7 protein-coding genes, 11 tRNA genes and 2 rRNA genes (1 of these 20 only partly in view) are annotated in these 14,207 nt (G+C 46.3%); all 20 read left to right on the top strand.

Features of this window, described 5'->3' with window-relative positions; all coding sequences use genetic code 11:
* Positions 1-1,461: ribosomal RNA gene (locus tag KAI37_RS22630) — 23S ribosomal RNA — on the top strand; it begins 1,470 nt to the left of the window's first position.
* A 151-nt stretch (positions 1,462-1,612) separates the two neighbouring features.
* Positions 1,613-1,729: ribosomal RNA gene (rrf, locus tag KAI37_RS22625) — 5S ribosomal RNA — on the top strand.
* 19 nt (positions 1,730-1,748) lie between these two features.
* A tRNA-Asn gene (locus KAI37_RS22620) sits at positions 1,749-1,824 on the top strand.
* 3 nt (positions 1,825-1,827) lie between these two features.
* Positions 1,828-1,900 (top strand) — tRNA-Thr (locus KAI37_RS22615).
* A gap of 11 nt (positions 1,901-1,911) precedes the next feature.
* A tRNA-Glu gene (locus KAI37_RS22610) sits at positions 1,912-1,983 on the top strand.
* Positions 1,984-1,994: 11 nt separating this feature from the next.
* Positions 1,995-2,070: transfer RNA gene (locus KAI37_RS22605), tRNA-Val, on the top strand.
* Positions 2,071-2,125: 55 nt separating this feature from the next.
* Positions 2,126-2,200, top strand: a tRNA-Gln gene (locus KAI37_RS22600).
* A gap of 4 nt (positions 2,201-2,204) precedes the next feature.
* Positions 2,205-2,280, top strand: a tRNA-Lys gene (locus tag KAI37_RS22595).
* Positions 2,281-2,291: 11 nt separating this feature from the next.
* Positions 2,292-2,372, top strand: a tRNA-Leu gene (locus KAI37_RS22590).
* Positions 2,373-2,382: 10 nt separating this feature from the next.
* Positions 2,383-2,457: transfer RNA gene (locus KAI37_RS22585), tRNA-Gly, on the top strand.
* A 5-nt stretch (positions 2,458-2,462) separates the two neighbouring features.
* A tRNA-Arg gene (locus KAI37_RS22580) sits at positions 2,463-2,539 on the top strand.
* 18 nt (positions 2,540-2,557) lie between these two features.
* Positions 2,558-2,631: transfer RNA gene (locus KAI37_RS22575), tRNA-Pro, on the top strand.
* Between the two features lie 9 nt (positions 2,632-2,640).
* Positions 2,641-2,711, top strand: a tRNA-Gly gene (locus tag KAI37_RS22570).
* 738 nt (positions 2,712-3,449) lie between these two features.
* The gene (gene ppc / locus KAI37_RS22565; RefSeq protein ID WP_025720022.1) at positions 3,450-6,242 is read left to right on the top strand and encodes a phosphoenolpyruvate carboxylase; all 2,793 of its coding nucleotides are present in this window, start codon (positions 3,450-3,452) and stop codon (positions 6,240-6,242) included.
* Positions 6,243-6,433: 191 nt separating this feature from the next.
* A complete protein-coding gene (sigW, locus tag KAI37_RS22560; protein WP_016818747.1) occupies positions 6,434-7,000 on the top strand; it encodes an RNA polymerase sigma factor SigW in 567 nt (188 codons plus the stop codon).
* Positions 7,001-7,150: 150 nt separating this feature from the next.
* A complete protein-coding gene (locus KAI37_RS22555; RefSeq protein ID WP_013312128.1) occupies positions 7,151-7,774 on the top strand; it encodes an anti-sigma factor in 624 nt (207 codons plus the stop codon).
* Between the two features lie 221 nt (positions 7,775-7,995).
* Positions 7,996-8,829: a diadenylate cyclase CdaA gene (gene cdaA / locus KAI37_RS22550; protein ID WP_013312127.1), complete on the top strand. Its 834-nt coding sequence runs from the start codon at positions 7,996-7,998 to the stop codon at positions 8,827-8,829.
* A complete protein-coding gene (locus KAI37_RS22545) occupies positions 8,826-10,295 on the top strand; it encodes a CdaR family protein (RefSeq protein WP_071643167.1) in 1,470 nt (489 codons plus the stop codon). The genes cdaA and KAI37_RS22545 overlap by 4 nt, the downstream gene beginning before the upstream one ends.
* A gap of 60 nt (positions 10,296-10,355) precedes the next feature.
* Entirely contained in the window at positions 10,356-11,696 is a 1,341-nt protein-coding gene (gene glmM / locus KAI37_RS22540) for a phosphoglucosamine mutase (RefSeq protein ID WP_071643166.1), read from the top strand.
* Positions 11,697-12,328: 632 nt separating this feature from the next.
* Complete coding sequence (glmS, locus tag KAI37_RS22535) at positions 12,329-14,161, top strand: glutamine--fructose-6-phosphate transaminase (isomerizing) (RefSeq protein ID WP_071643165.1); 1,833 nt, start codon at positions 12,329-12,331, stop codon at positions 14,159-14,161.
* Positions 14,162-14,207 lie beyond the last annotated feature (46 nt).

The raw sequence follows: 14,207 nt of genomic DNA, 5'->3' as shown, positions 1-14,207 counted from the left end.
GATGGGGTGACGCAGTAGGGTAGTGACGCGGACTGATGGATGTCCGTCTAAGCAGTGAGGCTGGTGTGTAGGCAAATCCGCACATCGTTAAGGCTGGGCTGTGATGGGGAGCGAAAATTGTAGTAGCGAAGGTCATGATCTCAGACTGCCAAGAAAAGCCTCTAGCCAGGAGAAGGTGCCCGTACCGCAAACCGACACAGGTAGGCGAGAAGAGAATTCTAAGGCGCGCGGAAGAACTCTCGTTAAGGAACTCGGCAAAATGACCCCGTAACTTCGGGAGAAGGGGTGCCTCGGTAGGGTGAATAGCCCGAGGGGGCCGCAGTGAAAAGGCCCAAGCGACTGTTTAGCAAAAACACAGGTCTGTGCGAAGCCGCAAGGCGAAGTATACGGGCTGACGCCTGCCCGGTGCTGGAAGGTTAAGGGGAGTGGTAAGCCCTTCGGGGCGAAGCTATGAACCGAAGCCCCAGTAAACGGCGGCCGTAACTATAACGGTCCTAAGGTAGCGAAATTCCTTGTCAGGTAAATTCTGACCCGCACGAATGGCGTAACGACTTGGGCGCTGTCTCAACGAGAGATCCGGTGAAATTTTAATACCTGTGAAGATGCAGGTTACCCGCGACAAGACGGAAAGACCCCATGGAGCTTTACTGCAGCTTGATATTGAATTTGGGTACGATCTGTACAGGATAGGTGGGAGCCGTTGAACTTTGAGCGCCAGCTTGAAGGGAGGCATCCTTGGGATACCACCCTGATCGTATCTAGGTTCTAACTTGGTACCGTAATCCGGTGCGAGGACAGTGTCAGGTGGGCAGTTTGACTGGGGCGGTCGCCTCCTAAAGAGTAACGGAGGCGCCCCAAGGTTCCCTCAGAATGGTTGGAAATCATTCGAAGAGTGCAAAGGCAGAAGGGAGCTTGACTGCGAGACCTACAAGTCGAGCAGGGACGAAAGTCGGGCTTAGTGATCCGGTGGTACCGCATGGAAGGGCCATCGCTCAACGGATAAAAGCTACCCTGGGGATAACAGGCTTATCTCCCCCAAGAGTCCACATCGACGGGGAGGTTTGGCACCTCGATGTCGGCTCATCGCATCCTGGGGCTGAAGTAGGTCCCAAGGGTTGGGCTGTTCGCCCATTAAAGCGGTACGCGAGCTGGGTTCAGAACGTCGTGAGACAGTTCGGTCCCTATCTGTCGTGGGCGTAGGAAATTTGAGAGGAGCTGTCCTTAGTACGAGAGGACCGGGATGGACGTACCGCTGGTGTACCAGTTGTTCCGCCAGGAGCACCGCTGGGTAGCTATGTACGGAAGGGATAAGCGCTGAAAGCATCTAAGCGTGAAGCCCCCCTCAAGATGAGATTTCCCAATTAGTAAGACCCCTTGAAGACGACGAGGTAGATAGGTTGGGGGTGGAAGTGCAGTAATGCATGGAGCTGACCAATACTAATCGGTCGAGGGCTTATCCTAAAATAAAACGCAAATGAGTTTCGGATCCAGTTTTCAGGGTGTAACCTTGAAGGTATGTACAAGTGACATACGACAAGCGCATGGCTATTCATTCACACGATAAGTGATGAACCGAATAACCGTACGGTAGAATTTGCACAGCAAATTCATGTTTGGTGGCGATAGCGGAGGGGTTCCACACGTACCCATCCCGAACACGACCGTTAAGCCCTCCAGCGCCGATGGTACTTGGACCGCAGGGTCCTGGGAGAGTAGGACGTCGCCAAGCAGAGCTTTATGATTAATATTCCCTGATAGCTCAGTTGGTAGAGCACTCGACTGTTAATCGAGTTGTCACAGGTTCGAGTCCTGTTCGGGGAGCCATTTGCTCTCATAGCTCAGCAGGTAGAGTGCATCCATGGTAAGGATGAGGTCACCGGTTCGAACCCGGTTGAGAGCTTGTTATAGGATGGCCCGTTGGTCAAGGGGTTAAGACACCTCCCTTTCACGGAGGTAACAGGGGTTCGAATCCCCTACGGGTCATAGGATATTATGGAGGCTTAGCTCAGCTGGGAGAGCATCTGCCTTACAAGCAGAGGGTCGGGGGTTCGAGCCCCTCAGCCTCCACCATTTTTCATCCTCTTACCTGGATGAAATCTTGGGGAATTGTGAATCATATGCATATTGGGGATTAGCCAAGCGGTAAGGCAACGGACTTTGACTCCGTCATGCATAGGTTCAAATCCTATATCCCCAGCCATTAAGAGCCATTAGCTCAGTTGGTAGAGCACCTGACTTTTAATCAGGGTGTCGAAGGTTCGAGTCCTTCATGGCTCACCATTGTATTACATGCGCGTGTGGCGGAATTGGCAGACGCACTAGACTTAGGATCTAGCGTCTTTGACGTGGGGGTTCAAGTCCCTCCACGCGCATCTTGTTTTTGCGGACGTGGCTCAGCGGTAGAGCATCGCCTTGCCAAGGCGAGGGTCGCGGGTTCGATTCCCGTCGTCCGCTCCATATTTGCGCCCTTAGCTCAGCTGGATAGAGCGTTTGACTACGAATCAAAAGGCCGGGAGTTCGAATCTCTCAGGGCGCGCCATATTTTAAAAAATTATATCGGGATGTAGCTCAGCTTGGTAGAGCACCTGGTTTGGGACCAGGGGGTCGCATGTTCAAATCGTGTCATCCCGATACTATTTTGCGGGTGTAGTTCAATGGTAGAACTTCAGCCTTCCAAGCTGATAGCGTGGGTTCGATTCCCATCACCCGCTTACCGATTACTTAGAAGCCGAAAGGCTTCTTTTTATTTTGTCCACATTACATGTACTTCTATGTATATAAGCTAGTGCAATTATCTCTCCTGTCATGCACAGTTGGGGATGACTTGTGCATATTGTACATAGGCTCTTGTTACTTTTGACACCTAGATCCCGAATTTCCCCTCTAACGTACCCCTTTCTTCTGCAGTAAGGCTAATTTCGTGATCAAATCCTTTGAATATAGGAATCCTATAGCTATTATGGTATGAATTCATGGTGATAACTCGACAGTTGCTCTTGGGTTGTACACATTTCCCTTTATTTATGTGGGTAAAAATCGAAGTGTTAAAGAGGAAACACCTTAGAAACACTGAGAAAATGGCTAATTTGTGTATATCTTTGTGGATAGAAGGCTAATAGAGTTGACTTTGTCAACAAATAATAAACATATGCACACCATGTTGCATGAATTTGTACCTTTAAAAACACACTCTTTATAAGAGGCTGTGCATAATGTTTCACGCATCACTAGTGTATACATTCATTTCTATTTATTAAGTTCATATTTATTCATAACAATCCAATATTTTCTCGAAAGAAGTAATTCAAAAAGATGATTTTTTACTGTAAATTTTACAGCTTTTCATGCGTTTTTATTGTATGATGTTAAGAAAGTGTCAAATTTCGTGTGTATACGTACCTTTGCTACAACTGTATATGGTGTGGAACAGATCAGATGGGGGGAAAAGCATGACTGAGCTTACGTTAACCGCTAACAAAAACCAATCCAACAATCTGCTACGGCGGGACGTTCGTTTTCTAGGGAATATTCTTGGTGAGGTTTTGGTTCATCAGGGTGGCAACGAACTTTTGGATATCGTGGAGAAAATACGTGAGACAAGTAAATCGTTACGTGCCGGGTATCAGCCGGAGTTGTATGAGAATTTCAAACAAATGGTCAGCGGACTGGATACGGATATTCGTCACCAGGTTATTCGCGCGTTTGCGATTTATTTTCAGTTGGTGAATATCGCTGAGCAAAACCATCGTATTCGTCGTAAGCGGGATTATGAGCATTCCGCTGGTGAAGATGTTCAGCCCGGTTCCATTGAAAGTTCCGTTCAGGAGCTTAAACAAGGTGGCTTCTCCGCTGAGGACGTTAGCAACTTGCTGAAAGAGCTCTCTTTGGAGCTGGTCATGACCGCACATCCTACAGAAGCGACACGACGAGTAATTCTGGATATCCACAAGCGCATTTCCGAGGACGTCATGCTGCTGGATAATCCGATGCTTACCTTGCGTGAGCGTGAACAGGTACGGGAGAATCTGCTTAACGAAGTAATTACGCTGTGGCAGACAGATGAGCTGCGTGATCGCAAGCCAACTGTATTAGATGAAGTAAGAAACGGAATGTATTATTTTCACGAGACCTTGTTTCATGTACTGCCAGATGTATACCAAGAATTGGAACGATGCTTGGACAAATATTATCCCGAACAAAAATGGCATATACCCACTTATCTGAGATTTGGTTCCTGGATCGGTGGAGACCGAGACGGCAATCCGTCTGTGACAGCTCATGTGACTTGGGAAACGTTACGTATGCAGCGCAAGCTGGCTTTGAGAGAATATCAGCACACGTTAAAGGAACTCATGGGTTACTTGAGTTTCAGCACCAGCATTGTGCGAGTTTCCGATGATCTGCTTGCTTCTATTGAAGAAGACCGTACTCACATTACACTTAAAAAGATGGAAGTATGGCATAACGAAAAAGAGCCTTATCGCATTAAACTAGCATTTATGATTGCTAAAGTGAACAACATCCTGGATGAAAGCAAACAGGGCACCAATGAGCGTTATAATTCTGCGGAAGAGCTCATTGCAGACCTAAATGTTATTGACAACAGCCTGCGTCATCATTTTGCCGATTATGTAGCAAACACATATATTCAAAAGATGATTCGCCAGGTAGAGTTGTTTGGATTCCACACAGCTACGCTGGATGTGCGTCAGCATAGTCAAGAACATGAAAATGCGATGACTGAAATTCTTTCTAAAATGAATATTGTGTCGGATTACAGTAAGCTGTCAGAAGAAGAAAAAATAAATCTGCTGGAAAAGCTGCTGAATGAACCTCGTCCGATTACTTCACCGTATTTAAAATATAGCGATAGCACACAGGAATGTCTTGACGTATATCGTACGATTTATTTGGCTCAGGAGGAATTCGGCAAGCAGTCCATTACAAGCTACTTGATCAGTATGACTCAGGGAGCCAGTGACTTACTGGAGGTTATGGTCTTATCCAAAGAGGTGGGCCTGTTCCGCATCGAGAAGGATGGCACTGTTATCTGTACGCTGCAATCTGTTCCTTTGTTCGAAACGATAGATGATCTGCACGCTGCACCTGATATTATGAGAAGATTGATGAACCTGTCTGTATATCGACAATCTGTGGCTGCGATGGACCAGCTTCAGGAGATTATGCTGGGATACTCGGACAGTAATAAAGATGGCGGTGTGGTTACAGCGAACTGGGAACTTCGGGTTGCTATGAACAGCATTACGGAAGTAGTTAATGAGTTTGGCGTAAAAGTGAAGTTTTTCCACGGTCGTGGAGGTGCGCTGGGTCGTGGTGGGATGCCACTTAATCGCAGTATTTTGGCTCAGCCTCCTCATACGATTGGAGGCGGAATCAAGATTACGGAGCAAGGCGAAGTACTATCATCGCGATACTCGCTCAGAGGCATCGCATACCGGAGCTTGGAGCAGGCAACATCGGCGCTGATTACGGCTGTGGCATATCATCGTTCCGGGAAGAAGGAAGTGTTTGAGGAGAGCTGGGAGGAGATTATCGCCCGCATTTCCCAAGTATCACTGGATAAGTATCAGGATTTGATTTTCCGAGATCCAGATTTCTTCAACTTCTTCAAAGAATCTACACCGTTGCCTGAGGTGGGCGAGCTGAATATTGGATCTCGTCCGTCCAAGCGTAAGAACAGCGAACGTTTTGAGGACTTGCGTGCCATTCCATGGGTTTTTGCATGGACACAAAGCCGTTACTTATTACCTGCATGGTATGCGGCTGGAACAGGTTTGCAAAGCTTCTATCAAAACAATGAGGATAACCTTAAAGTGCTGCAAACGATGTTTAGGGACTCTGCTTTCTTCCGGTCACTTATTGATACACTGCAAATGGCAATCGCTAAAGCGGATTTACTGATTGCAGAAGAGTACGCTGGGATGTCGGATAACGAAGAGGCCCGGCAGCGCATTTTCGGGCAGATTTCAGCGGAGTTCAAGCTGACATCTGAGTTGATTTTGAAAATAACCGGACAATCCGAGATTTTGGACGACGTGCCGGTTATTCAGGAATCTATCCGGTTACGTAATCCTTATGTCGATCCGTTAAGTTACTTGCAGGTTCAATTGCTAAGTGAGCTACGGGAGCTGCGGGATCAGAACGGTGATGACACTGAAATGCTGCGTGAGGTATTGTTGACGATTAACGGAATTGCCGCAGGCTTAAGAAATACGGGCTGATATAGTGTGGTTGTACGAATACAGGCAATCGGGTACTCATGGGGTGCCCGATTGTGCTGTTTGTATATTAATGGCAGGTGTGCTTGCAGTTAGTAACAATACTACAGTTGATTTCCGGATAAAATTAAACTACGATGAATAATCATAAACATGTAGTAAGTAACCCATCAGCAAGTCTGGGGGAGTATAGAGTGGATAATATGGAAAGCCGCTTGGTGAGGCTGGTACAGAAAGGCGATCAGCGAGCTTTTGCGGAGTTAGTCGAGTTATATAAAGATCGGATTTTTCATCTTTCCTACCGGATGCTAGGTAATCGCCATGAGGCGGAGGATCTGGTGCAGGAAACTTTTTTGCGTGTGTATCGTAATTTGGAAAAATACGATCATGGACAGAAGTTCTCAACCTGGATTTATCGAATTGCTACAAATCTGTGCATTGATCGTCTGCGAAGGAGAAAACCTACATACTCACTTGATGCTGAAATGAATGATCAGGAAGGTGTCGATGGGTACGCCATGCTCGCCAGTGAAGAGCTTACCCCCGAGGGGAGTACGCTTCTGTCCGAAACGCAGGCTTTAATTCATGACGCCATTGACAGCCTTCCGGATAAATATAGGACGATTATGGTTTTACGGTACTTGCAGGAGCTTTCCTTACAGGAAATCAGCGATGTGCTCAATCTCCCAGTCACCACGATTAAGACAAGAGTACACAGGGGCCGGGATTTTCTGCGCAAAAAACTGGAGCACAAGCTATAGATCATGCGCATAGATTCTAGGAAAAGAGTCTGCGTAGATGTTTTTATGAAACATAATGCTCGTTGTAACGTATGTAAGATGAGCAAAGTTTCTAAGCCGGAGCATGTTATGTTAAGAAACACGGAAGAATATTAGAAAGGATTGGCTCATATGGATTGCAAACAAGCCGTCTCTTTTATGCATGACTATCTAGATGGCGACCTGTCTGAGCAGGACAAACATGAGTTGGAACAGCACTTGTTAGACTGCCCGGAATGCCGCATGCGTTTTAAAGAGCTGGAGCGGACGGATGCGATGCTTTACGGTACACGCTATCATCAAGTGCCGTGTGTATCAGATGAGCTGACATTTCGCATTATGAATGCTTTGCCACCGCATAAAAGACAGACTGCGGTGCCTATGCTGACGTGGGTGAAAAGGCATCCCGCTGTAACAGCCGCTGCCTTCTTCCTTATTGTTATATGCTCAAGCATGGCCAGCTTTTCTAGCACGGACCATCAATTGGTAGTCAAAGGAAGCCAACTGGATCAAGTCGTTATTCAGGGTGATACTGTGATTGTGCCTGAAGGGAAATCCATTGCCGGAGATCTAACAGTGCAAAATGGTGAAGCCCGTGTATACGGCGATGTGGAAGGAAATGTAACTGTAATTGATGGTTCTTATTATCAAGCGTCCACCGCTCATATTGCAGGACAGGTTAAAAGTATTGATCAAACCTTGGATTGGATATGGTACAAGGTTACTGATTTATTCGGGGGACCTTCTTCTCCATAAAAGAAGCTTGAAATGGCAAGGACGATATCGAGCGCCTCTTTCCGCTGGAAAAGGCGTTTTTTTGTATATGAAGCTGGCGAATTGTACTGTATTTTACTGATTTTAGCGGTTCTTTTGTCACACAGCTTGCAACGTGAGCCTGATCGTTATAACCTAGATAGAGAGAGCATACTGTGTACATATTACACCCACTCACTACAGAAAATTGCGGGGGCATGCGCATGTTGGATTATTTTGCGGACCTGACTTGGAAAGAGTCCATTAAAGATATTATCGACATTTTGATCGTAACCTATATTATGTATCAGCTTATTTTACTTGTTCGCGGAACGCGTGCAGTTCAATTGTTGAAAGGGATTCTGTTTCTGGTTGTCATTTGGGCGGTTAGTACCTGGTTTGATTTGTATACGCTCAAGTGGTTGATGAACCAAATGTTCACCTTTGGTGTGGTGGCTATCTTTATTATTTTTCAGCCTGAGTTGCGTCGTGCACTAGAACAGTTGGGGCGTGGCAAACTATTTGGGCGTTCGTCTGCGGATGATGAAGAGATTAACAAGTTAATCGGAGAAATGATTAAGGCGCTGAATTATTTATCACGTAGGAAAATAGGAGCTTTGGTCGTATTTGAGCGTGAGACAGGGCTAAACGAATATACAGAGTCTGGTATCAAGACACAGGCTGTAGTCAGTTCTGAACTGCTAATTAACATCTTCATTCCTAATACACCTCTGCATGATGGTGCAGTGATTATTCAAAATAAACAGATTGCTTCTGCGGCCTGTTATTTACCATTATCGGAAAATCCGTTCATCAGCAAGGAGCTGGGAACCCGTCACCGTGCTGCGATTGGGGTGAGTGAGGTAACGGATGCCGTAACTGTCGTAGTATCAGAGGAAACAGGGCAAATTTCTTTGGCCATTAATGGACAGGTCGTGCGCGACATTAAGGAAGAATCCCTAATCTCCAAGCTGTATGAGGAGTTGCGGCCAACACCGTCTTTGAAGGAAAAACGCGGCTCATTCTGGAATCGGAGGGGAGGCCGTGGAAATTCATGATGGACAAATGGATTAACAATAATACGATTTCCAAGATATTGGCGCTTGCGGTTGCTATCCTGCTGTGGGGAATGGTCCATCTAGATACAGGGACACCCTCATCTACGCTGACCGTTTCTTATAATAATAAAGTGATAGATAATGTGGGCATTCAGGCCAGTGGTCTGGATGATTCAAAATATGTATTGTCAACCATGGATACTGACCATGTTAAGATGGAGGTCAGAGGACAGCGCTCTGTGCTGACTTCCTTTTTCGCGGATAATTATCAGGCAAAGCTAAACTTAAACGGCTTAGGGGCAGGTACTAAAACATTGTCACTCGAACCGGACTTGCCGGATGGAGTGGAGTTGGTATCTATGACTCCTAACCGTGTTACAGTGACGATTGAGGAAAAACAAACGAAATCATTTAATGTATCTATAGTTCCTAAAGGAAATCCAGATGCGGGACTACAGCTTGGTAAGCCTGTGATTGCTCCTCAAACCGTGAAGGTTACCTTGCCCAAAAGCCAGTTGAGTACCGTCACTGCCGTTCAGGGGGCTGTTAATACAGATGGCATCTCAGAAAAGTTTGAACAGAAGCGTGTAAAACTGAAGGCTTATAACAAAAAGGGACAGGAACTTACAGGAGCGGTCATTGAGCCATCCACTGTGTCCGTTGAAATACCGGTAACTCAGCAGGCGAAATCTGTGCCTGTTAAGATTGTCTATTCCGGAGAGTTGCCAGACGGATTGGCGCTTTCTAAAGTCAATGCAAACATGAAAGAAGCGGCGGTATATGCATCGCAGGATGTATTGAGCAGTCTTAGCTCTTACGTCACGGCTACATTGGATTTAAGTCAATTTACGGAAGCGGGGACCCGTGCAGTTCAAGCTAATTTGGCAGCCCCCTCAGGTTCTGATAAAATCGAGCCAGGGTCAATACAAATTCAGGTGACCGTCGTTCCTTCCAATGAAGTCACAGATACGGAACGGACGCTGTCAGGCATCCCAATCGTTTTACAAGGTGCAGGAGATGGAGCGACGGCGACTGTTACAGCGCCCGCAGGCAAGACGATGGATGTTACTGTGAAGGGCCCGCAGGATATGGTAAACAATTTAACCAATGATGATATTAGTTTGGTGGCAAATGTAAGTGGCCTCGCCGCTGGTCAACACGAGGTTACTCTGAAAGTAGGCTTGCCTAAATATATTACGCAAGCCGGGAATGCTGGCCAACTAAAGGCAACGGTCAACATTGAGAGCCCTTCTACGCCTGCTGTAACGAATCCGAATAGTGAGAATGAATCAAACCCCTCTGGTAGTGGCGATAAGGGGCAGGAGAGGCCACAGGAGGGGCAAGGCAATCAAGGTGGAAACTCTGACGCTAATACCGGGGACAACGCAACTGCGGAGGATAAAACAAATCCTCATAACGGCGCAGATTCTTCTGCGAATGGAACCTCGGAGAACAGTCAGCCATAACATGTTTTATCTGTAGTAAATAATCATGATTTATTAGACAAAAAAAGGGAGTCATTTTACATGGGGAAATATTTTGGTACAGATGGTGTACGAGGCGTTGCTAATCAGGAACTTACAGCCGAACTGGCATATAGCATTGGCCGCTGCGGCGGATATGTTTTAGCAGGTAATGTAGAGAAACCGACAGTTGTTATTGGTATGGATACACGGATATCTGGACTGATGCTTGAATCGGCTCTTGTAGCCGGTTTGCTGTCCATTGGGGCTAATGTGGTTCGTCTAGGTATTGTTTCGACACCTGGGGTGGCATATCTCACACGTCAATTGAAAGCTGACGCTGGTGTGATGATCTCAGCATCCCACAATCCAGTTGAAGACAACGGCATTAAGTTTTTTGGCGGCGACGGTTTTAAATTGACAGACGAAACGGAATTGAAAATTGAAGAGCTGATGGATGCAAAAGAAGACCAACTTCCTCGTCCGATTGGCGGCGGATTGGGAACGGTTGTTGTAGACGAGCATTCCCGCTACGATTATCTGGAGTTCTTGAAAACAACAATTAACCATTCTTTTGAAGGGTTAAAAATTGTACTGGATTGTGCAAACGGAGCAGCTTATGAGCTGGCGCCGAAGCTTTTTGCAGAACTGGGAGCTGAGGTACACACCATCGGTGCCGAGCCAAACGGTTTGAATATCAATGATCATTGCGGATCGACTCATCCTGAAAAGCTGAAAGAGGAAGTGCGCCGCTTGAAAGCGGATATTGGTCTGGCCTTTGACGGCGATGCCGACCGTCTGATCGCGATTGATGAGAACGGGGAAGAGGTAGACGGCGACTATATTCTCTGCATTTGCGGAGATGCAATGAACCGCGCGGGAAAACTTAAGGATAGCACCATTGTTTCGACAGTGATGAGTAATATCGGTTTTTATAAAGCTACTGAAAAGCTGGCACTCAAGACTGCAAAAACTGCGGTCGGGGACCGTTATGTGATGGAAGAAATGCGTCGGGGTGGATTTAATCTGGGCGGTGAGCAGTCTGGTCATGTTATTTTCCTGGATCACAATACGACAGGCGATGGCATGCTGACCGGGATTCAGCTGGTAGATACCTTGAAAGCTTCTGGCAAGAAAATGAGTGAGCTAAAATCGCTCATGAAACAGTATCCGCAAGTGCTCGTAAATGTGCGTGTGCAGGACAAACGCAATTACGAGGGGAATCCTGCTATTGCAGAAGCAATTGAGCAGGTGGAACAACAATTGGGCGATAATGGGCGTGTATTGGTCCGTGCTTCAGGCACAGAATCACTTATTCGTGTGATGGCCGAAGGCCCGGATAAGGACGAACTTGAGCAATTTGTCGGTCAGATCGTAGATGTCGTGAAGAAAGAATTAGTTTAAAATTTTGTAAACGTCGGTTGCCTGTGAAAAAGAAGCAGGCAACGGCGTTTGCGGTTATTTACTAACGATTTATGGCCTTCATAGTGTAATTATGAATAAAGTGTCATTGCCAAATGATACTTAGCTGAATATAATATAGGGATGCTGTGACTCAGATAGAGAAAGCGAGGGTTGTAAGGTAACGTAATACAAGCGCCAGAGCTTGATTTTGTGCGGGGGAACTTGGTGGAGAAGCAACGGATTCAGTTGAGATAAAGTTGCTCGCAAATCGGTTCACGACAAAACAAGCTGACGAGGTGAAGGTGTTCGAAACATTCGGCGGGGACCTTCCGGTGAAGCATCAAGCCGTAAACCGGCAGCGGAAAATGAACAGGCAACTGTTTACACAACGCACCGGTAGATGCCTTTATTATTTTATAACCTAAATTATAAGATTCATTTCATGAATGTGCGGCCATCATCATTGGCGTGCGCGGTTTGGGAATTTCGTTACATTCGTGAAGAGATGCCTGTAAATTCTATAGTTATCATTGACAACTTCATAGATGAATGAACTTTATTCCACAATCTACCGCACACGTTAGTCCTGTGATGAGTCGTCTTGTGAAATGATGATCGGGAGGATAACGAATATGTGTGGCATTGTAGGATATATTGGTAATCAGAATACACAAGAGGTATTGATTGACGGATTGAAGAAGCTGGAGTATCGCGGTTATGACTCTGCGGGTATTGCCGTATTTACAGATTCAGGATTGCAAGTAGCCAAGGCTAAAGGTCGTCTGGCAAATCTGGAAGCTAAACTGGATGGTACGCCATTGGTAGGCCATGCAGGTATCGGACATACACGTTGGGCAACGCACGGTAAGCCTTCTGATGAAAACTCCCATCCACATTTGGATGAGAGCCAAAAGTTCTCTGTAGTTCACAACGGAATTATTGAGAACTATCTGGAGTTGAAGGAGCAGCTGATCAGCGAAGGTCATACCTTTATTTCCGAAACGGACACGGAAGTTATTTCCCATCTGGTTGCGCGTGAATATAAAGGGGATATCGTTAAAGCAGTACAAAAAGCTATTACCTTTATGCGCGGTGCTTTTGCACTGGGTGTGCTGACAGAGCATGAGCCTAATAAGCTGGTTGCTGTTCGTCAAGCTAGCCCGCTGGTTATTGGTGTGGGAGAAGGCGAGAACTTTATCGGTTCCGACATTCCGGCTATTCTGAAATATACACGCAATGTATTTATTTTGAACGATGGCGAAATGGCTGTTTTGACCAGTGATGCTGTCGAATTAATGACAATCGAAGGCCAATTTATTTCTCGGGAAATGATTCATGTCGAATGGGATGCTGTAACAGCGGAAAAAGGCGGCTATGAGCATTTCATGCTGAAAGAAATTCACGAGCAGCCTAAGGCTTATCGTGACACAATGTTGGGCCGTATCGATAAAGATACTAAAAAAGTTGTTCTTCCTGAGCTGAAGCTGACAGAAGAACAAATTAAAAATATCCGCAACATTCAAATTGTCGCGTGTGGTACAGCTTACAATGCTGGTTTGATTGGTCGTACAGTTATTGAAAGTCTGGCTCGTATACCGGTAGAAAATGATGTGGCTTCCGAATATCGTTATCGTTCACCTATCGTAACACCAGAGACATTGGTGATCGTGGTGAGCCAATCCGGTGAAACTGCTGACACGTTGGCAGCACTGCGTGAAGCACAAGCAAACGGCGCTCATGTACTGGCGATTACCAACGTAGTCGGTAGCTCCATCGCCCGTGATGCAGATGATGTGTTGGTTACACTGGCAGGACCAGAAATTGCCGTAGCCTCCACTAAAGCATATTCTTCGCAGTTGATTGCTTTCTATCTGTTTGGTTTGTACCTCGCTCAGGTGCGTGGCACACAAACGGATGAGCAAGTAGCTCATGTGCTGGCTGCTATGGAATCCCTGCCAGAGCAAGTGGAAGAGATGCTGGGTAAAGCGGATGCGATCAAAGCCTATGCTGAGCAAATTGCAAGCCACAAGCACCTGTTCTTTATTGGTCGCGGTCAGGACTATGCTGTAGTACAGGAAGGCTCCCTGAAGCTCAAGGAAATCTCCTACATTCATTCCGAGGCTTATGCTGCGGGTGAATTGAAGCATGGTACACTGGCATTGATTGAGGACGGCATTCCGGTTATCGCTTTGGTAACACAGGAATCAGTGTTGGAGAAAACCGTGAGCAACATTAAGGAAGTTAAGGCTCGTGGTGCAGATGTTCTTGCGATTACGTACGAAGAGCACGCAGTTGAGTTGCTGAAGTCCGTGGATCAGGTATTTGCCATTCCAAAGACACTTCCAATCCTGTCTGCTGCAATTTCGGTTGTATCTCTCCAACTGTTGGCATACTATGCTTCTCTTGCACTGGGTCATGACGTTGATAAACCACGTAACCTGGCGAAAAGTGTTACTGTAGAATAAGCTTTAGTAAAGCGCTGATTAAATTAAATTTCTGGTGATAAAAAGT

Source organism: Paenibacillus sp. S25, from assembly GCF_019454085.1.
Taxonomy (GTDB): Bacteria; Bacillota; Bacilli; order Paenibacillales; family Paenibacillaceae; genus Paenibacillus; species Paenibacillus polymyxa_B.
This window is presented reverse-complemented; position numbering and strand designations above follow the sequence as displayed.